The sequence below is a fragment of the Acinetobacter sp. AOR01_HL genome (assembly GCF_027855455.1).
Classification (GTDB): domain Bacteria; phylum Pseudomonadota; class Gammaproteobacteria; order Pseudomonadales; family Moraxellaceae; genus Acinetobacter; species Acinetobacter baumannii.
In genome coordinates, this window is sequence record NZ_JAKTIM010000018.1 from 231,120 (window position 1) to 252,759 (window position 21,640).

Consider the following 21,640-nt stretch of genomic DNA (forward strand, 5'->3'; position numbering starts at 1 on the left):
TCCATGATAGTGATAGCAATGGGTGTTTGTGGCACAGGGAAAACCCTTATTGGTGAGTTGTTATCAGAGCGTTTGGCTTGTGAGTTTCTTGATGGCGATACGCTTCATTCAGCTGCAAATAAAAGTAAGATGAGCCAAGGTATTCCTTTAACCGATGAAGACCGCTTGCCGTGGTTGCAAGCTATTCGTCAGGCAATTGAAGCAAAACAAAGAGATGGTGAAACGGCTGTGTTTACATGCTCATCTTTAAAGCGTATGTATCGCGATATTTTAAGAGGGCAGGACCAGAACGTTAAGTTTGTATATCTAAAAGGTTCTTATGAACTATTACAGCAAAGACTTGCAGAAAGATCTGGTCATTTTTTTGATCCAGCATTGTTACAAACCCAGCTAGATACATTAGAGGAACCTGATGTGAATGAAGCAATTGCTATCGATATTGCTCTCACACCAGAACAGATCATTGAACAAGTTATCCAGAAGCTAGGGGTAACTGATAGTGTGTGTCGGGGGTAAATTCAACTAAAAAATATCGAAACTATCCATGCTTTAAGAATTCACCTTGTGGTCTACGGTTCAAGCAAGGTGAGTACTGATAATAATAGTGGTATTGATCCGAAGAAGAACTGATTACAGTGTACGGTTCGGGGATATATAAAGACATACAAATAATAAGGTATTAAGAAGAATGAATCAGTTAAATAATTTACAGCATAAATTTCCAGTAGTGGACGGTATTCCTGAAAGTGTACGTTTGCCATCTCAAATTCATCAGCGTGTCTCACTCGTGGATGGTGAGTTGAAGTTATGGGCTGGTGCAACCAAGAAAACATTATCTCCAATCTGGATTCAGCAGCCTGACGGTAGCCTACAGCAAGTTGAACTTGGTAGTTATCCAGTCATGGGCGAAAAAGAAAGCGATGAAGCATTAGAAGCAGCGGTACGAGCTTATAACAATGGTCGTGGCGAATGGCCAATGATGAAGGTTAGTGAGCGTATTGCATGTATGCAAAATTTCATTCAGCGCATGGTAGAGCAACGAGATCTGATTATTAAGCTGATCATGTGGGAAATTGGTAAGAGCTTGGCCGATTCAGAGAAAGAGTTTGATCGTACTATCACTTACATGCGTCAAACCATTGATGCCCTGAAAGATCTGGATAATGCTAACTCCCGCTTTGTAATTGCTGAAGGCACCATTGGTCAAATTCGTCGTACTCCATTAGGTGTTGTGTTGTGTATGGGACCATACAACTACCCGCTAAACGAAACCTTTGCAACCCTGATCCCGGCTATGCTGATGGGTAATACTATTATTTTTAAACCGCCTCAATTTGGAACTTTACTATTTGAACCATTGTTAGAGGCATTTCGTGATTCATTTCCAAAAGGGGTGATCAATACCATTTATGCACCAGGTTCTCTAGTAGTGCCGCATTTGCTGGCATCTGGGCAAATTAATGTATTGGCACTGATTGGTTCTAGTAAAGTGGCCGACCACTTGAAAAAACAACATCCAAAATCTCACCGTCTGCGTGCGATTCTGGGGTTGGATGCAAAGAATGCAGCCATCATTTTGCCGGATGCTGATTTGGACCTGACAGTGAAAGAGTGCCTGTTGGGTGCATTGTCATTCAATGGTCAGCGTTGTACAGCTTTAAAAATGCTGATGGTGCACCGCTCGATAGCCGATGAGTTTGTTAACCGTTTAACGACGGAGCTGGCTAAACTGAAAGTAGGTATGCCGTGGGAAAAAGGTGTCTCTATTACGCCGTTACCGGGCATGCACCGTACAGCCTACATGACTGAAGTGATTGAAGATGCGGTGGCAAAAGGAGCAAAAGTGGTTAATCCGGAAGGTGGTGAATTCTGCAAAACCATGTTCTATCCAGCCGTAGTTTATCCAGTGACTGAGGGGATGAGACTGTATCGCGAAGAACAGTTTGGCCCAGTGGTACCAGTTGCTGTTTATGATGATATTGAAACTGTATTGGATTATGTCACTACTTCTGATCATGGTCAGCAGGTGAGTATTTTTGGTAGTGACCCAGCGCAAATTGGTCATTTGGTCGATACACTTGTACATCAAGTTTGTCGTGTAAACATCAACTGTCAGTGTCAACGTGGTCCTGATGTATTCCCATTTGGTGGTCGTAAAGATTCTGCAGAAGGTACACTTTCTGTGCATGATGCGCTTCGTGCATTCTCGATTCGCTCTATGATTGCGGCTAAACAGACGGATGACAGTAAAGGTATGCTGGCTTCTATGGTGTCTGAGCACTATTCGAAATTTGTGAATACCGACTTTATTTTCTAATTGATCTATGGTTAAAAAAACCAGCCTTCGGGCTGGCTTTTTTATGGGAAATAACAAAATAAAAACGCCTGATATGGATCAGGCGTTTTTATTTAAGTAGGAGGCTTATTGACGAATTTGACCGTCACCTAACACAATCCATTTTTGAGAAGTTAAACCTTCTAAGCCAACAGGGCCGCGTGCATGAATCTTATCTGTTGAGATACCAATTTCAGCACCTAAACCATATTCAAAGCCATCGGCAAAACGAGTTGATGCATTAACTACGACGGAGCTTGAATCTACGCGAGCCAAGAACTGACGTGCCAAAGTATAGTTCTCTGTCACAATTGCATCGGTATGATGCGAACCATATTTGTTGATATGGTCAATTGCTTCATCAATACCGCTAACCACTTTAACTGCAAGAATCGGCCCTAGATATTCGGTATACCAATCTTCTTCTGTCGCAGGTTTGACAGTAGTACCCAAAATACGACGTGTTTCTGGGCAACCACGTAGCTCAACTTGTTTTTCAGCATAAAGCTCAGCAATGTGTGGTAAGAAAACTTCTGCAATTTTTTCATCAACGAGCAGAGTTTCCATTGCATTACAAACGCCGTAACGATGTGTTTTAGCATTCAAAGTAATCGGTAATGCTTTTTGTAAGTCTGCTTGGGCTTCTACAAACACATGACAGTTACCATCAAGATGCTTAATCACAGGAATGCGAGCTTCGTTGGTTACACGCTCAATTAAGCTTTTACCACCACGTGGAACAATAACATCTACATACTCAGCCATAGTAATGAGGTGACCAACCGCTGCGCGGTCAGAAGTTTCAATCACTTGTACTGAGTGCTCAGGTAAACCAGCAACTTTTAGGCCATGCTTCACCGCTTCTGCGATTGCTTTATTTGACTCAAGTGCTTCTGAGCCACCACGTAAAATAATAGCATTGCCCGATTTAATTGCTAAAGATGCAGCTTCAAGTGTGACATTTGGACGTGATTCGTAAATCATACCAACGACACCTAGAGGTACACGCATTTTCCCAATTTGAATGCCTGTGGGGCGATATGCAAGATCCGTAATTTCCCCAATTGGATCGACAAGCGCGATCACATCTTTTAAACCTTGCAACATCCCTTTAAAACGTGCGGGCGTAAGCTCAAGACGATCAAGTAAGGCGCTGTCGAGCTGGTTGCTACGGCCTTTTTCCATGTCGATTTGATTCGCCGCCAAGATAGCTGCTTGGTTGTTTTCCAAAGCAGTATAAATAGCAGAGAGTGCATGATTTTTAAGTGAGGTAGAAGCACTTGTTAAGACGCGTGAAGCATCACGTGCTTGTTGCCCAACTTTTTGCATATATTGTTCAATTGAATCTTGCATAGCATTTTTTAATCATTTACCAATGACTACGATAGTAGCAGTCAAATGCGGAACAATGAATGGCTTTTTTGGAAAAATGTGACCGCTATAAAAAAACATTTAAATATTTTGCAAACTATTCGCGGCTTAAACAGGATGAGCGGTCAATTCAGCGATTGCGTATATTTCAGACAATTGTTTAGAATGGACTTGTGCAATACAAACTAATACAAATTTTAAAGATTTGTGCATAAAAGATTACATGTTCAAGAAGGAACTCTTGCAGCATAAAAAAATTACAGCAAGGAGGAAGCAAGGATATGAATTCCATTATTCAAATGGATTCGGAGATAAACCAAGCTTATGCCGGTTTTGGGTTTTTCGATATCTACCATAGAGATAGTTTTAAACAGCCAGCTCGTACCACATGGATTGACGGTTGGAAAATTGAATACATGGCGATTGCAGACCCACAAACGATTCACAAAACACCGATTGTGATTGTTGGCGGTGCTTTTCAAAATTTTAACTCGTATAAATATTGTGTTGAACAACTATTTGAAAGTGGCCCGGTGATTTTAATCGACTTGCCATCTATGGGCGCAAATCAACAAATTACCAATCGAGATACCGGAATTTCTGCTGGAACATTAGAGCTTCCCGATTTGTCGGAAATGTTAGGACGTTGGCTAGATATCGTCGGAATTCAAAAAGTTTCTGTAATGGGAATGTCGTTGGGTTCAGTTGTTGCTTCTTGTTTTGCTTATCATCGTCCAGATTTGATGGACCGTATGATTTTAATGGGTGTTATGCAAAAGACCCGTAAAAGCTGGCGGATGATTCTGGAAGAGTCGCTCAAACTCATGCAAGAAAATCGTATGGAAGAGTTTGGGCAAGCGGTAATTTTATATTTGGTGAATCATGCCAAATTAGATAAAACACGTATGTCGCCTACAGCTAAAAAATTATTTTTTAGGCAAATGGCAGAATTTACGGGTACTGAAAGAGAACGTTATGAAATTAACTGTAATCGCCTTTTGCGTTTAACAGATGTACCTATTCCAGAATGTAAGACACTGGTCGCAGCAGGGCAGTACGATAGTTTTACTTTGCCTCATGAAAATGCCAATTTTGCTTTGCAATGTCCGGATATGGAATTTGCTCTGATTGCTAACGCTGACCATGTGCCGCAGCTCCAGCGCCGTAAAGAAACTATGAGTTTGTTCACTTCATTTTTGAAGGGTGAATCTATCCAAAATCTGGATGGCATTATTCCAATGACGCGTGAGCAAATACAAAACATGGAACGCCGAGGTGAAGAGCGTATACCAGTTCTCCAGCCTAAAACGAAACTGAGCCACCGTGAATGTGAAACAGAGGTGCCAGTGACGATTGTTGACGTGACTTTCTTTGGGATGTATTTGAAGTTAGATGATGTAGCACAGCTTGAGTTTGTAAATGAACACCCACGTGATTTGGCTTTACATTTAGAAGATGAAGAGGGTGCTTTCTCGATTGAGTGTTTAATTTTTGAAGCTACTGAACAAGGAGTCCGTGCCTTATTTAAACATGGTAGCTTTGAGCTTGCTGACCGTTTAAGCCGCTTCATTGCTCGCCAGAAACAAGCAGCTTAACGTTTAATTCTTTTATGATTTGGAAGCCCCAAAACTCACGAGGCTTCCATTTTTTATTTTAATTGAGCATGGATAGTCCAGACTAAGTCGCCTAAATGCTCTTCATCGCTGTCTTTAGAAACTTGTCCAAAGAATATTTGAGGTTGTTCAACGTTAACTTGACTAAAGCCTGCATCTTTAAAAAAGTCTTTCACTTCTAGTGGAGTCTTAAAATGAAAACTAAATGAGCTTCGAGACATAAGTTTAAGTAATTTACTACTATTCCAGATAATACTTGCAAGTTTGTTTTTAACGGGTTCAGGATACAGGTCGGTTAAATAATGAAGCTTTTTAAAGGAAGCACCATAGTGGGCAATGGATTGGATCAGTTGCTTTAATAAGTCTTTATCAAAATAGTTAATTAAACCTTCACTAATTACAACCAGTGGGCGGTTAGAGTCAAACACTTCAAATGCTTGAGCAAAGGCTTCGGTAAATAAATCGACTGATAAAACCTCAGGTGCATTTTTTTCAATTTGTTGTAGTGCATTTTGTTTTGTTTGAGCCATATCAGGTAAATCAAGCTCTCGATAGCTAATGGAAGGATAATGCTGCCTAAACCACCAACCACGTGGTGATAAACCACAAGCAATTTCAAGCACCTGTAAATCAGGATTTTCTTGAATTAACTTCTCTAAATCATGATCAAGCATGGTATGGCGCTGTTTAAGCGTCGTGCGCATACTGCCACCGACATATTTCTCCGCCCAAGACTCTAATGGGTGAACTAAATATGCCAGTGATTTGCCTTTGCTAGTGGCAAGTGCTTCATGTGAGATCCCCATTTGATACCAGATATAGCCTGTATAGTGGGCTGTAAAAGAAATGTGGCGGTGTTTTGAAAGGTGTTGTGTCATTCGTCCTGAACTCGATTTATTGTTTTTGTGTGATCTTCATTATTAATAACAATGAAGAGGTTCTAATGCATTGATGGTGAATGAACTTGCATGACGGAGTCCTGTCAATTAGGTTGACATTCTGGGATGAACTTTCAGTTGGAGTTACTTTTCTTTCGGGAAAAGTAACCAAAACCATTGTCATACGCAAAACCTGTTCACTTTCTGCATCTATCAAATATATTGAAGCAATCAATATCCTTCAGCAGATGAGCAGGTTGCGTATGACTTAACCGCGTATCAGATAGTGAATAGGCTTTTGTAGCCAATTAAAATTTTTACTAACTTAAATCGAATTTTTAAATTCTTCAATGGCTGTTTTGACAGCTTGCCAGTCATTTCCAAGCGATAAAGTTTCACCCACTTGGATTTGTGGAATTCGACCACGCATACGTTCTAAACGCTCTTGATTTGGTAGCTCTAAGTTTGCAATACCATCGAGTGCAGTACATGCTGCACTACGGTCATTACACACTAACCCCATATCACAGCCTGCTGCCAGAGCCGCTTGAATACGCGCATCTGCACCACCAGCGACACAAGCAGCTTGCATGCTTAAGTCATCGGAGAAAAGTACGCCATTAAACTTCAAGCGATTACGAAGGACTTCTTGAATCCAGAAAGGTGAGAAACCTGCCGGATTTGGGTCAACCTGATCGTAAATTACATGTGCCGGCATGAGCGCATCTAGCTCAGGCATAAGCTTGATAAAGCTTTGCATGTCATGGTTATAAATTTCGTCATAGCTACGGCTATCGATTGCAGCTGCGACATGTGAGTCAGCTTTTACCGATCCGTGACCAGGGAAATGCTTGCCGGTATTTGCCATGCCGGCTTTTTTCATACCGCGCATAAATGCACCAGCAAGTGGAGCGATATCTTCGATATTTTTAGAGAAGCCACGGTCACCAATTACATCGCTAATTGCATTCAGATCTAAAACTGGCGCAAAACTAAAATCGATCCCCACAGCCAAGACTTCAGTTGCCATTAACCAGCCGCACTGTTCAGCTAATTCAAGTGCTTTTTGAGGTTGAGTGATATAGAGTTCACCAAAACGGCCCATGGCTGGCAATAATGTAAAGCCAGATTTTAGACGTTGAACGCGACCACCTTCTTGGTCGACAGCAATCAAAATATCTGGGCGAACTTGGCGCATATGGTCGGTTAAAGCACGGACTTGTTGTGGTGATTCAATATTTCGTGCAAATAAAATCATGCCACCGACTTGCGGAGCTTGTAATAGTTCAATATCTTCTTGAGTAAGTTCTGTGCCGGCTATGTCCAGCATCAACGCGCCAATCATATTGGTTCCATTTGAATTTTGATTGAAAAACAATAAGCGAATTTTGCAATGATTTGCTACATTTTGTCAGTACAGAATATGATAAAACTACACGGTATAAACAATTTAGTTGGTTAAGATGTTGAATCTGCTTAGTTCATATCGAAAACAGAGCGTGTAAGATACGAACACCCAAGGAAGTATTAAGAATTTATGAAACTTCAAACTATAGCTTGTGCAGTAGCAATCGCGACTGGCGGTTTATTCTTCTCTCATACGATGAACGAAGCAAGAGCAGCAACCAATACTGCTGCTGTTTCTCAATCGATCCAGCCAACGCAAGAGCAAGCCTTGGTGGCTCGTCAACTGGCAACTTTAGTAGACCGCCAACATTATTTAAATATGCGTCTGGATGCGAACACATCTAACCGTATTCTTGATATGTACTTAGACAGTCTTGATCCGGACCACTCATTATTTTTAGACGCTGAAGTTCAAAACTATAAAAAGCTATATGGTTCAAATTTTGGTGCTTCATTAAAAGCGGGGAATTTAACTGGGCCATTTGCTATTCACCAGCAATATCGTGAGCGCTTAAAACAGTTTTATGAGTTCATGCTTGCTGAGTTGAAGAAACCACAAAACTTAAAACAGCCAAATACTTTTATTGAAGTAGATCGCGAAAAAGCACCGTATTTTAAAACGTCAGCTGAGCAGCAAAATCACTGGCGTAAAATGCTGGTTTCTCAGTTAATCAATTTAACAATTAGCCGTGAAGAAGAGCAGGCGAAACAAAAGGCGTTAAAAGAAAACCCTTCACTTGCTGATGGTCAAGACTTAACAGGCCCAGAAGATTTAACGCCAGCTCAGACTTTGACTAAGCGTTATACGCGTCAGCTTGAAAGAATTAGTCGTGTGAAAAGCGACGATGTGTTGGATAAAACATTAAATGCAATGTTGGCAACTTATGATCCACACAGTAACTATTATCCGCCAATTGATGCGATAGAACTCAATCGCCAAACAACCTTACAGCTTGAAGGTATTGGGGTATCGATTCGCCCAGAACGTGGTAATGAAGATTACACCAAGATTGAAACTATTGTAGAAGGTGGCCCTGCAAGTAAGTCTGGTCAAGTGAAATCAGGAGACCGAATCGTTGGTGTCGCTCAAGAGGGCGGCAAAATGATCGATGTGGTCGGCTGGTCGAGTTCGGAAATTGTTGGGTTGATTCGTGGTAAGCGCGGTACAAAAGTAACGTTGAAGCTTCTTGGTGCTGGTGCATCAATGAGTCAAGCACGCAATGTGACTTTGGTACGTGATGTTATTCAAGAAGAAGATGCCGGTGTTCGTTCACGTACAGTTGAAGTGACACGTGATGGTAAAAAGCATCTATTAGGTGTGATTGAAATTCCATCGTTCTATTTTGACTATCGTTCACGTCGTGCCGGTCAACAATATCGCTCAGTTTCTGAAGATACTGCAAATGCGTTTGAGGCATTAAAAGCCAAGAAAGTTGAAGGTATTATTATTGACTTGCGTAATGACCCAGGTGGTTCATTAGAAGAAGTTGCACGTATGCTTGGACAAGTGATTAAGTCAGGTCCAGTTGTGCAAATTCGTGATGGTAATGGCAACGTAAGTGTATTTGAAGACAACGATGGTGGTCAGCAAATCTATACAGGTCCACTCGCTGTATTGGTGAACTTAGCATCAGCATCTGCAAGTGAAATTTACTCTGCTGCAATTCAAGATTATGAGCGTGGCATTATCATTGGTAGTACAACCACAGGTAAAGGTACAGCTCAGGTCCAACTCGATACTTTGGCATATGGTCAAGCAACCTTAACTCAGCGTAAATTCTACCGTGTAACTGGTGGTAGTACGCAAAACAAAGGTGTAGTGCCAGATATTAAGCTTGTTGATATCTATAACGAAGAGTTTGGTGAGCGTAAATCGAAAAATGCGTTGAAGTGGGATACGATTCCGACTGCACCATTTAAGCGTGAAGGTTCAGTGCAGCCATATGTAGCGAAGCTGTCTCAACTTTCGGAACAACGCGTTGCTGTTGATCCACAGTTTAAGTATTTAAATAAACGTACAGCAATTGCGAAGGTTACGAGTGACCAGAAACAAGTTGTGCTTGATATTGATAAGCGCCGTGCAGAGCTTTTGAGTTTAGAAAAGCAAACTTTAGATGCTGAAAATGAACGTCGTATAGCAACAGGTCAAAAACCTTTCCCTAACTGGGAAAGCTATCAGGCTTCTTTAGATGCTCTAGCTGAATCTCGTGCCAAAATGAAAGCTAATCAACGTCCTGCGTTGCCAGAAGAAGAAACGTTCGTAAATGAAGCTGCGAATGTATTGATGGATTATGCGAAATTGCAGAACCGTTAAGTTCTCTTGTCTGTTTTATGAAAAAGCACGCTGTTCTCGGCGTGCTTTTTGAATTTTTATGTCAGTAAACTGTCATGCATTTATCATCAAAGTGTCAAGAAAGCTGCTTAATCTTTAAGCATGAAAATAAATATACTGATGGATGGCGCTATGCAAGGCTCATACGCGACAGCACTATTAAAACAACAGCAACTTCCTGAAAGCTTCCAATTCTATTTTAAACAAAAACAGCATTTGTCTAATACTCAGGAATTGCACCAACTTCACGAGTTGGTTCGTCCTCGTTTAAAAATTGCGATTGTGACAGAAACATGGCCGCCTGAAATTAATGGTGTAGCACTCTCTTTGTTGCAGTTATGCCAAGGTTTACAGAAACAAGGGCATAAAATTCTACTTGTTCGACCTGAGCAAAAAGCCAAATGTCATGATTTTTTGCCAGAACAAGAATGTCTGGTCATGTCACAAGCGATTCCAAAATATCCAACTTTACAATTTGGCTGGCCCCAATATTTAAAAGTTTCAAAAGCTTTTGAAAAATTTGTGCCAGATGTCGTACATATTGTGACTGAAGGGCCGTTAGGTTTAACAGCCATGCAAGCTGCAAAAGCTAAAGATATTCCGGTCTCTAGTGGTTTTCATTCGCCGTTTCAAGATTTTAGCAGGTTCTTCGATTTGGCCTTTTTGGTGAAGCCGATTCAAAAATACCTTTGCTGGTTCCATAACAATACTCAAGTGACCTGTGTTCCAAGTAAAGATACGGAAGAGGCTTTACGCGGTTTTGGCATTACATGTCCTCTAGTTGTTGTTGGGCGAGGAGTGGATACTACTCGTTTTTCACCAAAACATCGCTCAGAAAGCTTACGCCAGCAATGGGGCGTTGATTCCAATACACGTGTCATGTTGTATGTAGGTCGTTTATCACCGGAAAAAGAAGTCCAACTGATCGTTGAGAGTTATGCAGCTATGCAAAACATTCAGCAACAGAAAACTAAACTGGTTGTGGTGGGAGATGGCCCGGATCTTGCTCGATTAAAAGCACTACCTGAAGCGAAAAATGTTATTTTTACGGGTAGTTTGCGCGGGCACGATTTGGCAGTCGCATATGCAAGTGCCGATGTCTTTGTATTTGCAAGCCAAGTTGAAACGTTTGGTAACGTAGTTTTGGAAGCAATGGCGAGCGGTTTGCCAGTTATCGCGTATGATTATGCATGTGCACACCAGTATTTAATACATGGCGTAAACGGTTGGTTAAGCCCACTTGGGCATAAGAACCATTTTATACAACAAATTTATCAGCTTCCTTCAATACAACAACTTAGAGAAATGGGCATACAAGCCTGTCATAAAGTACAGCAAAGCGGTTGGCAACTTCCGGTACAGCAATTAGAACAGGCATTTTATCAGGTAGTGAAGGAACCCTCGGCGGACTTCACCTAAGTATCCTAAAATAGGAGAACAACCATGAAATTTAAGAATGCAAAAATAAAAATACTCGATCTCGATTTACGAGGCTGCTTATATCTCAATAATTTCTCTCATTCACAGCGTGTGGCATTATTCTTCAAAATTATTAGCCGTGCTGGTGACGGACCTTTTTGGTACCTCATGTTGGCGATTGTATGGGGAATGCAGGGTATTACCTATAGCTTGCAAATTATCTATTTGCTACTTGGTGGTTCGGTTGGAACAGCAATTTATAAATTCTTAAAACATAAAACCACGCGTCCACGTCCTTACCAAGTACATCAGGTGATTGTTCTCGGTGAAAGACCACTCGATCACTTTAGTTTTCCATCAGGTCATACGTTACATGCTGTCATGGTGACAATTGTGTTGGGGTATATCCAACCTGTGTTGCTTGCAGCGATGTTGCCGTTCATGGTGCTTGTGGCATTGTCTCGTATGGTACTTGGACTTCACTATCCGAGTGATGTGATTGTGGGCGCACTTATTGGTGCAGCAGTAGCAAGTCTGATTATTTTTATCGCGCCATTATTGGGCATTGCTTTATAACGAACAGTAATTTTTATCAGCTTAAGCTATCGATTAGGTTTGTGGATTTGCTAAAGTACACAGTTCGTGATTTAGCAGATTAAACAGATAGGAGCCGCTATGGGCTTACGTTGGACAGATACGATTGATATTGCCATTGAATTGTCAGAAGCACATCCAGAAGTTGATCCGCAATGGATTCGTTTTACCGATTTACATGCATGGGTTTGTGCGTTACCAGACTTCAGTGATGACCCAAATAAATCAACCGAAGGATTGCTAGAAGCCATCCAGATGGCTTGGTTGGATGAAGTTCGCTAAAAACAGTAGAAAAAATCGCAACTTTTACACATTCAAAGCTGATTATTGCCTATGACATCGGTATAATGCGGCAAATTTTTTAAAGTTTAAATCTTAAAATAAAGGAGCCACTCATGGCAATTGAACGTACTTTGTCTATCGTAAAGCCAGATGCTGTGTCTAAAAACCACATCGGTGAAATTTTTGCTCGTTTCGAAAAAGCGGGTTTAAAAATTGTTGCGACTAAAATGAAACACCTTTCTCAAGCTGACGCTGAAGGTTTCTATGCAGAGCACAAAGAACGCGGTTTCTTTGGTGACTTAGTTGCATTCATGACTTCTGGTCCAGTTGTTGTATCTGTTCTTGAAGGTGAAAACGCAGTTCTTGCTCACCGTGAAATCTTAGGTGCTACAAACCCTAAAGAAGCGGCTCCTGGTACTATCCGTGCTGATTTCGCTGTAAGCATCGATGAAAATGCTGCTCACGGTTCTGACTCAGTTGCTTCTGCAGAGCGTGAAATTGCTTACTTCTTTGCTGACAACGAGATCTGCCCACGCACTCGTTAATCGAAAGCATTCAAACCAGATAAGTGGTATACTACTTATCTGGTTTTTTTATTCTCTCAAGAGCATATTGTTTGATTCTTGAACAATATATTCTTTTTTTGACATGGTTTAGGTAAATACACATGAGTTCTGCAGTGGTCGTTTCATCTGAAAATCTTGATGGACAGCAGCAATCTTCGTCCACGCCAGCATCGCCTGCTGCCGAAAAAGTGAATTTACTCGGCATGTCACGTGCTGAATTAGAAAAATTCTTTGAAGATATTGGTGAGAAAAAGTTTCGTGCCGGTCAGGTTATGAAATGGATTCATCAATACTTTGTTACTGATTTTGCTGAAATGACCAATATTTCAGGTAAATTACGTGCAAAGCTTGAACAAATTTGTGAAATTAAAGCCCCTGAAGTGGTACACCGTCATTATTCAAAAGACGGAACACGTAAATGGGTGTTTCGCGTAGGTGAAGGTTCTGGCTCTTTAGTAGAAACTGTATTAATTCCTGCCGAAGATAAAACAGGTTCACGCAAAACTTTGTGTATTTCTTCACAAGTAGGTTGTGCATTGGACTGCTCATTTTGTTCAACAGGTAAGCAAGGTTTTCAGCGTGATTTAACCCCAGATGAAATTATTGGGCAACTTTGGATGGCAAACTATTCCTATATGGAAGAAGTGCCTGTTGCTGAGCGCGAGCGTTCAGTGACCAATGTCGTGATGATGGGTATGGGTGAGCCATTGCTCAACTACGATGCCGTATTAAGCTCAATGCACATTATGCTCGATGACTTTGCTTATGGTATGTCAAAACGTCGTGTGACTTTGTCAACGTCAGGTGTTGTGCCAAAAATTGATCAACTTGCAAAAGATATTGATGTTGCTTTAGCAATTTCCCTACATGCGCCAAATGATGAATTGCGTAATGAACTTGTGCCTATTAATAAAAAATATCCATTGGCTCAGTTGATTGCGGCATGTCAGCGTTATATTGCTAAAGATGGTAATGAAAGTGCGCGTAAACATGTGACCATTGAATATGTCATGTTAGAAGGTGTGAACGACCAACCTGAACATGCACAGCAGTTGCTTAAATTACTTAAAAACTTACCAAGTAAAATTAACTTGATTCCATTTAATCCGTTCCCTCATGCGCCATATGGACGCTCAAGTCGAAATCGTATCATCTCTTTCCAAAAAACTTTGTCTGATGCAGGATTTGTGTGTACGATTCGTCAAACACGTGGCGATGATATTGATGCCGCATGTGGACAATTGGTCGGCCAAGTTGCTGACCGTACGCGTCGTGCTGAGCAGTGGCAAAAGAAAGTGGCTCAACGACAAGAGATTTTACGTACACAAGGATAATATTGAGGGCAGACTTTGAGTACTCCGAAGTTGAAGATCATGTTATGTATGGGGGTTGCTGTTGCACTTTTGGCAAGTGGTTGTCAGACTTCGCAAACGGTTAAAAAGGACCCGGAAAAAGCAGTAAAAGTGCGTACGCAGCTTGCTGCCGAATACATTCGTTCTGGTGACTTGGATTCTGCAAAGCGTTCCCTTGACCAAGCGTTAAGTGTCGATAGTCGTGATGCAACGGCAAATATGATGATGGGTATTTTATTGCAACAAGAAGGCAGTAAACCCAATTTAGAAAAAGCGGAACATTACTTTAAGCGTGCAATTTCGTCTGAACCAGACAATGCTCAGGCACGTAATAATTATGGTACGTATTTGTACCAAATGGAGCGTTATAATGATGCTATTGAGCAATTTCGTATTGCTGGTGCAACATTAGGCTATGATCAACGTTACCAGGCTTTAGAAAATCTGGGGCGAATTTATTTAAAACTAGGCGATATTGCGAGTGCTGAAAAAACATTCAAACAAGCACTTCTTGCTAACCGCGACTCTTACATTTCAATGTTAGAGTTAGCAGAAATTTTTTATTTGCAGCAGCAGATTCCGGCTGCTACACAAATGTATGAACAATATGTTCGTACAGTGGGGCAGAAAAATCAGGGTGCACGCGCACTTTGGATTGGTTTAAGAGTGGCTCGAGCCAATGCGGATAAAATGGGAATGCAAGTTTTAGTAAACCAGTTACGTGCTTTATTCCCGGAAAGTCCAGAATATCAACGTTATTTGCAATTACAGTATAGTACTGAGGCCGTATGGAAATAAATCCTAATTCACAGCAGCCAACTGGCTCAAGCTTACCGACTTCTGCTTTAGGAAATATTCAACGTCCTGGTGAGTATTTACGTCAAATTCGTGTTTCTCAGAAAAAAGAATTAGAGCAAGTATCTGCAGATTTAAATATGCCGCTGAAAACGCTCAATGCGTTAGAGCAAGACGACTATAAATCTTTGCCAGAAGCGACTTTTATCAAAGGCTATTATCGTTCTTATGCGAAGTATTTAAATACTGATGCAACTGCAATTATCCAGCGTTTTGATGAGATTTATGCAAACGATACTGGGCTTTTGCCAAATCATGCTTTAAACAATTCACCAATTAAAATCATGGGTAAATTACCGGGTTCTAATAGTGATCGTAACAAAAAATGGTTAAAGCGCGCACTGCTTGCAATTTTGATTATTGCTGTTGTGTCATTAATTGTGATGGGTGTCCAAAAATGGACCTCAAACAAAGAAGATGCTGAGCTGCCAAAAGCAAATCAGTCTAATGTTGAAGTTTTACCTATGAAAGGGAACACCTCTGCAACAGTGGGTGACCAATTGGTGTTAAACTTTAACCGTCCAACTTCTGTTCATATTGTAGATGCAACAGGGAAGGTTTTAGCGACGGGTCGTCAGGCATCGACTTTAACCTTAAATGGTGAGTCTCCATTCCAGATTCGTCTTGATGATGCAACGGCTGTGTCATTAAGTCTAAACCAAGAACAGATTTCATTGTCTCCATATACGGTAAACGGTAAAGCTGAATTCCGTTTATCCCGCTAATACCATGAGTTGAGCGATACAATGATAGAGAACCCAATTAAACGTCGACCAACACGTAAAATCCGTGTTGGTTCGGTCTATGTCGGTGGCGATGCACCTATTAGTGTGCAAAGTATGACAAATACCGAAACTTGCGATGTTGACGCAACTGTGGCTCAGATTGAGCGTTGTGTTGATGCAGGTGCAGATATTATGCGTGTTTCAGTGCCTTCTATGGAAGCTGCTGAAGCCTTTGGCGCAATCCGTAAGCGTGTTTCAGTTCCATTAGTAGCTGATATCCATTTTGACCATAGAATTGCTTTGGCAGTTGCAGATTATGGTGCGGACTGCTTGCGTATTAACCCGGGCAATATCGGTTCAGACCAGAAAGTTCGTGAAGTTGTGGCTGCGGCACGTCATCACGGTATTTCTATGCGTATTGGCGTGAACGCGGGTTCTCTAGAAAAAGATTTACAGAAAAAATATGGCGAGCCTACAGGGCAGGCACTTCTTGAGTCAGCTTTACGTCATATTGATATTTTAGACCGTCTTGACTTCCATGAGTTTAAAGTCAGCGTAAAAGCATCGAATGTGTTTTTAACCATGGATGCTTATCGTTTGCTTTCACAACAAATTGATAATCCATTGCACTTGGGTGTAACCGAGGCTGGTATTTACCGTACAGGTACTGTGAAATCAGCGATTGCTCTTGGTGGGTTATTAATGGAAGGCATTGGCGATACGATGCGTATTTCGCTTGCTGCTGAACCTGAAGATGAAATCAAGATCGGTTTTGATATCTTAAAATCGCTTGGTCTACGTTCTAACGGTATCAACTTTATTGCTTGTCCAAGTTGTTCTCGCCAAGAATTTAACGTGATTCAGGTGATGCAGGCTTTAGAAGAGCGTTTAGAAGATATCCGTACACCAATGGACGTTTCGGTTATTGGCTGTAAGGTAAATGGCCCAGGTGAAGCAAAAGAAGCAGATATCGGAGTCGTTGGGGCTGCGCCTCGTTCATTGGTTTATCGTAATGGTGAAAAAAGCCATTTAATTGATACCAATCAATTGGTTGATGAAATCGAAACTATGGTTCGTCAACGTGTTCAAGAGCTTGAAGAAGCTAAATCTAAAGAAATTATTCGTAGTTCATCATGAGTTCAATTGTCGCAATCAAAGGTTTTAATGACGTTTTACCAACGCAAACTGCAGCGTGGAGACGTCTCGAGCAGCATTTAGCATCTTTAATGGATGCTTATGGTTACCAACAAATTCGTTTGCCGATCGTTGAACAAACGGGACTGTTTAAACGTGCTATTGGTGATGCTACCGATATCGTAGAAAAAGAAATGTACACATTCTTCGATAAAGGAAACCCACCTGAGTCACTGACTTTACGTCCGGAAGGAACAGCGGGTTGTGTCCGTGCGTTGGTTGAACATAACTTGTTGCGTGGTGCTACGCCACGTGTGTGGTATATGGGACCTATGTTCCGTTATGAAAAACCACAAAAAGGCCGTTACCGCCAGTTCCACCAGTTTGGTGTGGAAACTTTTGGTGTAGCGACTCCTGATATCGACGCTGAATTGATTATGTTGACTGCCCGTTTGTGGAAACGTATGGGTGTTGATCACATGGTTCAACTTGAGTTGAATACTTTGGGTGAAACAGATGAGCGTACGGAATATCGTAATGCTTTGGTTGCGTTCTTAAATGAACATAAAGATGCTTTGGATGAAGATTCACAGCGCCGTTTAACAACAAACCCATTACGTATTTTAGATTCTAAAATTGAGTCGACTCAGAAAATTCTGGAAAATGCGCCGAAATTACATGACTTCTTAAAAGAAGACAGTTTAAGCCACTTCCAACAATTACAAGATTATTTGACTGCCGCAGGCATTAAATTTGTAATTAACCAAAAATTGGTACGTGGTCTAGATTATTACAATAAAACTGTTTTTGAATGGACAACAACAGCATTAGGGTCGCAAGGTACAGTATGTGCAGGTGGACGCTATGATGGTTTGGTTGGCCAGTTAAAAGGTAAGGCTGATCAGTCTGTTCCAGCAGTCGGTTTTGCAATGGGGATGGAGCGTTTATTGCTTCTACTTGAGCAAGTCGAACAGGCTGAAATTGTACGTGACTGTGAAGCGTTCTTGGTTGCGGAGCCTGCTTATCAATCTAAAGCTTTAGTTCTAGCAGAACAATTACGTGACCAGTTAGAAGCTGCGAATAGTAACATTCGCATTAAAACTGGTTCACAAGGCAGCATGAAGAGTCAGATGAAAAAAGCTGATCAGGCTGGGGCTGTTTACGCCATAATTTTGGGTGAACGCGAGTGGGAAGCACAGCAGCTTGCTGTAAAAGAGTTGGCAACAGCTGAGCAATCACAAGTTGCGTTGGCTGAACTCGTACCATTCTTAATTGAAAAATTTACAAAATAAACTGAAACATCTGGAAAAGGACAATCACATGAGCTTAAGTGATGAAGAACAATTCGACAGCTTAAAGTCGTTCGCCAAAAAATATGGTTCTGCCATGATTAGCGGGATTCTCATTGCATTGATTGTCTTTTTCGGGTGGGAATATTGGCAAAAAAGAAACCTTGCAACGAGTCAGACAGAAACTGCAAAGGTACAGCAGTTAATGGATGAAGCGAATGCAACAGCTGATAACCCAAATGCTTTAGCTTCAATAACAGCTTCGGCAGATAAGATTGTAAAAGACGATATTGATTCAGTTCAGGCGATACAAACTCAATTTGTATTGGCAAAACTTGCATATGAAAAACAAGATTATGCTGCTGCTGAAAAAGCTTTGAAAAAAGTTGAGAATTCAAAAGTAAAAGATGAAGGACTGATTCAGGTTGTAAAATTGCGTTTAGCAGATGCACAATTAGCGCAAAACAAATATGATGAAGCTCTAAAAACCTTATCTGGTAATGTCGATCCGGCATTTAAAGCAACAGTAGAAGAGTTACGTGGTGATATCTTTGTTGCGAAGAAAGATATTGATTCTGCTAAAAAAGCGTATCAAGCTGCATGGGATTCGTTACTGGAACGTAAACAAGAGCGACAAATTTTACAAATTAAACTCGAAAGTGTTGGCGTTTTAGTTGAAGATCCACAGATTGAGCGCCCAATTTTGGAAACACAGGTGGAAGAGTCTTAATGAATCAGAAATTCAAACTGCCTTTGGCAATTGCAATCGCATCAGCTGTACTGGTGGGATGTTCTAGCAACAAAGTAAAAGAAGCAAAACCAAATCCACTACCGAAATTGACTGAGTCGAAAAAGTCTCTAGTACCGGTGTTTTCGCGCAGTGTTTCTTCTACGAACAAGGCAGATCCATTACGTTTACAACTTGATGCTAGTGACGGTGTTGTTTTTACACTTGACCCTAAAGGTGAAGTTGCTGCATATCGTGGTAAACAACGTCTTTGGGAGAAAAAAGTAAGTAAATTGGGCTTAAGCTCTGGTGTTGAAGCAGCTGAAGGTATTGTTGTTGTTGGTAACAGTAAAGGTCAGTTATTTGCTTTAGATCAGGCAACGGGTGAACAAAAATGGACTGCACAATTATCTGGTGCTTTATTAAGTCCTTCTTTAGTTCAGTCTGGCCGCGTGATTACAATTGCAAATGACGGTACTGTATTTGCACATGATGTATCATCAGGACAACAAGTTTGGGCATATAAATTGCCAAATGTTCAGTTCAGTTTACGTGGTCAACCATCGCCAGTGAGTCTTGACCCTCGCACGGTTTTAATTGCTTCTGCAAATGCATATGTTTATGCAATTGATACGATTAGTGGTATTCCGCGCTTCCAACGCCGTGTTGCAGTAAGTGAAGGGCGTTCTGATATTCAGCGTTTAATTGACATTGATGGTGATCCGGTTGTTGCGGGTCAACTCATGGTAACAACTAGTTTCCAAGGCCAAGTAACTGTTACTGATCTTGCTTCTCAACGTGTGGTTTGGAGTGAAGATTCAAGTAGCACCAAGCGTCCAGAAGTTTATGATAATAAAGTGTTTGTTTCGTCAACTGATGGCAAGCTTACTGCTTATGACTTAACAACAGGCGAACAGCTTTGGCAAAATGATAGTCTCTTAAACCGTCATTTAAGTAATCCTGTCGTCTTGGGATCGGACCTTATTGTTGGTGATTTGGATGGTGTTTTACACCTAATCGACCCGACAACAGGTAAGTTGATTGGTCGTTCTAAAACAAGTGGTGAGGTCAATACATTACGTGTGATTGAGAATCAGCTCTATGTTTCGACCCGAAAAGGCGATTTAAGTATTTGGCAGAATCGTTAATTTTGTTCGCTTGTGCTAAAATAGCCGCTTAACAAATTACGCTGTTAAAAATATCGGGGTGTTTGAATTAAATCAGTTCAAAGCCCCGTCTTTTATTATGGTCATATCTGACCTTAAAATATATCTCCTGTACTGTTTCTAATGCTCATGCCATGAGATATGGCTGGTCTTGAATTAAGGTTATTGTATGAAACCCGTTATTGCGCTCATTGGTCGTCCGAATGTCGGAAAATCAACGTTATTTAACCAGATTACCAAGAGTCGTGATGCACTTGTAGCCGACTTCGCGGGTTTGACTCGTGACCGTAAATATGGTGATGCGACTTATCAAAATAAGTCTTTCATTGTTGTTGATACTGGTGGTATTGGTGAAAGTGAAGGCGGTATCGATAACTACATGGCCGAGCAGTCGAAAACAGCCATCAATGAAGCAGATATTATTATTTTTGTAGTTGATGCGCGTGCCGGATTGTTAGCTTCCGATGAGCAAATTGCCCGTGAATTACGTACTTTAGGCAAGAAAATTTATCTTGTTGCCAATAAGGTTGATGGTGTTCATGCTGAAGCTGCTTTGGTTGAGTTCTACAAGCTTGGTATGGGTGAACCATTACAAGTTGCAGCGAGCCATGGCCGTGGTGTACAACAAATGCTTGAGGATGTACTTCAAGATATTCCAGAAGATGAAAATCCTGAAGAGCATGACAAAGATACCGGATTGCGTCTAGCAATTATTGGTCGTCCGAACGTAGGTAAATCAACGTTAGTAAATCGCTTACTTGGTGAAGACCGTGTGGTAGCGTTTGACCAACCGGGTACAACTCGTGACTCTATTTATATTCCGTTCGAGCGCGAAGGTCGTAAATACACTTTAATTGATACAGCAGGTGTACGCCGTAAAGGTAAAGTTGATGAAATGATTGAGAAATTCTCAATTGTGAAGACTTTACAAGCGATGAAAGACGCACATGTGGTGGTGGTTGTAGTTGACGCCCGTGAAGGTATTGTTGAGCAAGACTTACATTTAATTGGCTATGCGCTGGAAGCTGGGCGTGCCATGGTCATTGCGATCAATAAATGGGACAACATGAGTGAATACGACCGCAAGCAGTGTAAGCTTGATGTTGAGCGCCGTTTTGACTTTATTCCTTGGGCTCGAATTCACCTTATTTCTGCTCTACATGGTACTGGGGTGGGTGAGTTATACCCATCAATTCACCGTGCTTATGAGTCTGCAAACTTAAAGGTATCTCCTGCGAAATTGACGCAGATTTTGAATGATGCAACTGATCAGCATCAGCCGCCGACAGTTCAAGGTCGTCGTATTAAAATGCGTTATGCGCACATGGGTGGACAAAATCCACCGACTATTGTGATTCACGGTAACAAGGTGGATAAGACTCCTGCAGATTACCGCCGTTATTTAGAGAATGTGTTCCGTAAGGTTTATAAGCTTGAAGGTACACCAGTTAAAATTGAATTTAAGACTTCTGAAAACCCGTTTGAAGGCCGTAAGAGTCAGGTCGATGAGCGTACAGCTGCACGTCGTCGTCGTTATATTCAGAAATTCAAAAAAGCAGAAAAGAAATTTAAACGTTAATCTGTTTTTAATTGAA

Annotated in this window: 19 protein-coding genes; 16 read left to right on the forward strand and 3 right to left on the reverse strand. The window is 41.2% G+C overall.

All coding sequences use genetic code 11. The annotated features are described in order from the left end of the window. Positions 1 to 3: 3 nt before the first annotated feature. Together MKL62_RS05670 and MKL62_RS05675 are read left to right on the forward strand one after the other, a co-directional pair. Positions 4 to 516, forward strand: coding sequence for a gluconokinase (locus MKL62_RS05670; protein WP_001978744.1), 513 nt, complete (start codon positions 4 to 6; stop codon positions 514 to 516). Between the two features lie 172 nt (positions 517 to 688). Next, positions 689 to 2,317: an NADP-dependent glyceraldehyde-3-phosphate dehydrogenase gene (locus tag MKL62_RS05675; RefSeq protein ID WP_001072702.1), complete on the forward strand. Its 1,629-nt coding sequence runs from the start codon at positions 689 to 691 to the stop codon at positions 2,315 to 2,317. Between the two features lie 105 nt (positions 2,318 to 2,422). Here MKL62_RS05675 and MKL62_RS05680 read toward each other — a convergent pair whose 3' ends face one another. Further along, complete coding sequence (locus tag MKL62_RS05680) at positions 2,423 to 3,688, reverse strand: glutamate-5-semialdehyde dehydrogenase (RefSeq protein WP_001154159.1); 1,266 nt, start codon at positions 3,686 to 3,688, stop codon at positions 2,423 to 2,425. Positions 3,689 to 3,987: 299 nt separating this feature from the next. Between MKL62_RS05680 and MKL62_RS05685 the strand changes: the two genes are divergently transcribed. Continuing rightward, positions 3,988 to 5,301 (forward strand): alpha/beta fold hydrolase, encoded by a 1,314-nt coding sequence (locus tag MKL62_RS05685; protein WP_001084482.1) that lies wholly within the window; start codon positions 3,988 to 3,990, stop codon positions 5,299 to 5,301. 53 nt (positions 5,302 to 5,354) lie between these two features. Here the strand turns inward: MKL62_RS05685 and MKL62_RS05690 are convergent, their stop codons facing one another. Continuing rightward, positions 5,355 to 6,197 carry a class I SAM-dependent methyltransferase gene (locus MKL62_RS05690; RefSeq protein ID WP_000191936.1) on the reverse strand — a complete coding sequence of 281 codons (843 nt, stop codon included), beginning with the start codon at positions 6,195 to 6,197 and terminating at the stop codon, positions 5,355 to 5,357. 325 nt (positions 6,198 to 6,522) lie between these two features. Continuing rightward, positions 6,523 to 7,542 carry a beta-N-acetylhexosaminidase gene (nagZ, locus tag MKL62_RS05695; RefSeq protein WP_000578583.1) on the reverse strand — a complete coding sequence of 340 codons (1,020 nt, stop codon included), beginning with the start codon at positions 7,540 to 7,542 and terminating at the stop codon, positions 6,523 to 6,525. Between the two features lie 192 nt (positions 7,543 to 7,734). Here nagZ and MKL62_RS05700 point away from each other — a divergent pair, with 192 nt between their 5' ends. The 13 genes from MKL62_RS05700 (at position 7,735) to der (ending at position 21,624) form a co-directional block, all read left to right on the forward strand. Next, positions 7,735 to 9,918, forward strand: a complete 2,184-nt coding sequence (locus MKL62_RS05700; RefSeq protein ID WP_000776302.1) for a carboxy terminal-processing peptidase — start codon at positions 7,735 to 7,737, stop codon at positions 9,916 to 9,918. Between the two features lie 138 nt (positions 9,919 to 10,056). Continuing rightward, entirely contained in the window at positions 10,057 to 11,355 is a 1,299-nt protein-coding gene (locus tag MKL62_RS05705) for a glycosyltransferase family 4 protein (RefSeq protein WP_086374126.1), read from the forward strand. A 24-nt stretch (positions 11,356 to 11,379) separates the two neighbouring features. Beyond that, complete coding sequence (locus tag MKL62_RS05710) at positions 11,380 to 11,931, forward strand: phosphatase PAP2 family protein (RefSeq protein WP_005129748.1); 552 nt, start codon at positions 11,380 to 11,382, stop codon at positions 11,929 to 11,931. Positions 11,932 to 12,030: 99 nt separating this feature from the next. Beyond that, positions 12,031 to 12,231, forward strand: coding sequence for a Fe-S cluster assembly protein IscX (gene iscX, locus MKL62_RS05715; RefSeq protein WP_000524329.1), 201 nt, complete (start codon positions 12,031 to 12,033; stop codon positions 12,229 to 12,231). A gap of 113 nt (positions 12,232 to 12,344) precedes the next feature. Then, positions 12,345 to 12,776, forward strand: coding sequence for a nucleoside-diphosphate kinase (ndk, locus tag MKL62_RS05720; protein WP_000963851.1), 432 nt, complete (start codon positions 12,345 to 12,347; stop codon positions 12,774 to 12,776). Between the two features lie 122 nt (positions 12,777 to 12,898). Then, positions 12,899 to 14,131: a dual-specificity RNA methyltransferase RlmN gene (gene rlmN, locus MKL62_RS05725; RefSeq protein WP_000093084.1), complete on the forward strand. Its 1,233-nt coding sequence runs from the start codon at positions 12,899 to 12,901 to the stop codon at positions 14,129 to 14,131. A 15-nt stretch (positions 14,132 to 14,146) separates the two neighbouring features. After that, entirely contained in the window at positions 14,147 to 14,947 is an 801-nt protein-coding gene (gene pilW, locus MKL62_RS05730) for a type IV pilus biogenesis/stability protein PilW (protein WP_004738086.1), read from the forward strand. Then, a complete protein-coding gene (locus tag MKL62_RS05735; protein WP_005129742.1) occupies positions 14,938 to 15,729 on the forward strand; it encodes a helix-turn-helix domain-containing protein in 792 nt (263 codons plus the stop codon). Before pilW ends, MKL62_RS05735 begins: the two co-directional genes overlap by 10 nt. Positions 15,730 to 15,750: 21 nt before the next feature. Beyond that, positions 15,751 to 16,866 (forward strand): flavodoxin-dependent (E)-4-hydroxy-3-methylbut-2-enyl-diphosphate synthase, encoded by a 1,116-nt coding sequence (gene ispG, locus MKL62_RS05740; RefSeq protein WP_000572095.1) that lies wholly within the window; start codon positions 15,751 to 15,753, stop codon positions 16,864 to 16,866. Then, positions 16,863 to 18,155, forward strand: coding sequence for a histidine--tRNA ligase (gene hisS / locus MKL62_RS05745; protein WP_000095254.1), 1,293 nt, complete (start codon positions 16,863 to 16,865; stop codon positions 18,153 to 18,155). Before ispG ends, hisS begins: the two co-directional genes overlap by 4 nt. A gap of 28 nt (positions 18,156 to 18,183) precedes the next feature. Next, positions 18,184 to 18,882, forward strand: a complete 699-nt coding sequence (locus MKL62_RS05750) for a YfgM family protein (protein ID WP_005129738.1) — start codon at positions 18,184 to 18,186, stop codon at positions 18,880 to 18,882. Further along, positions 18,882 to 20,027 (forward strand): outer membrane protein assembly factor BamB, encoded by a 1,146-nt coding sequence (gene bamB, locus MKL62_RS05755; RefSeq protein WP_005129735.1) that lies wholly within the window; start codon positions 18,882 to 18,884, stop codon positions 20,025 to 20,027. Before MKL62_RS05750 ends, bamB begins: the two co-directional genes overlap by 1 nt. 187 nt (positions 20,028 to 20,214) lie before the next feature. Then, positions 20,215 to 21,624, forward strand: coding sequence for a ribosome biogenesis GTPase Der (der, locus tag MKL62_RS05760; RefSeq protein WP_000805592.1), 1,410 nt, complete (start codon positions 20,215 to 20,217; stop codon positions 21,622 to 21,624). Positions 21,625 to 21,640 lie beyond the last annotated feature (16 nt).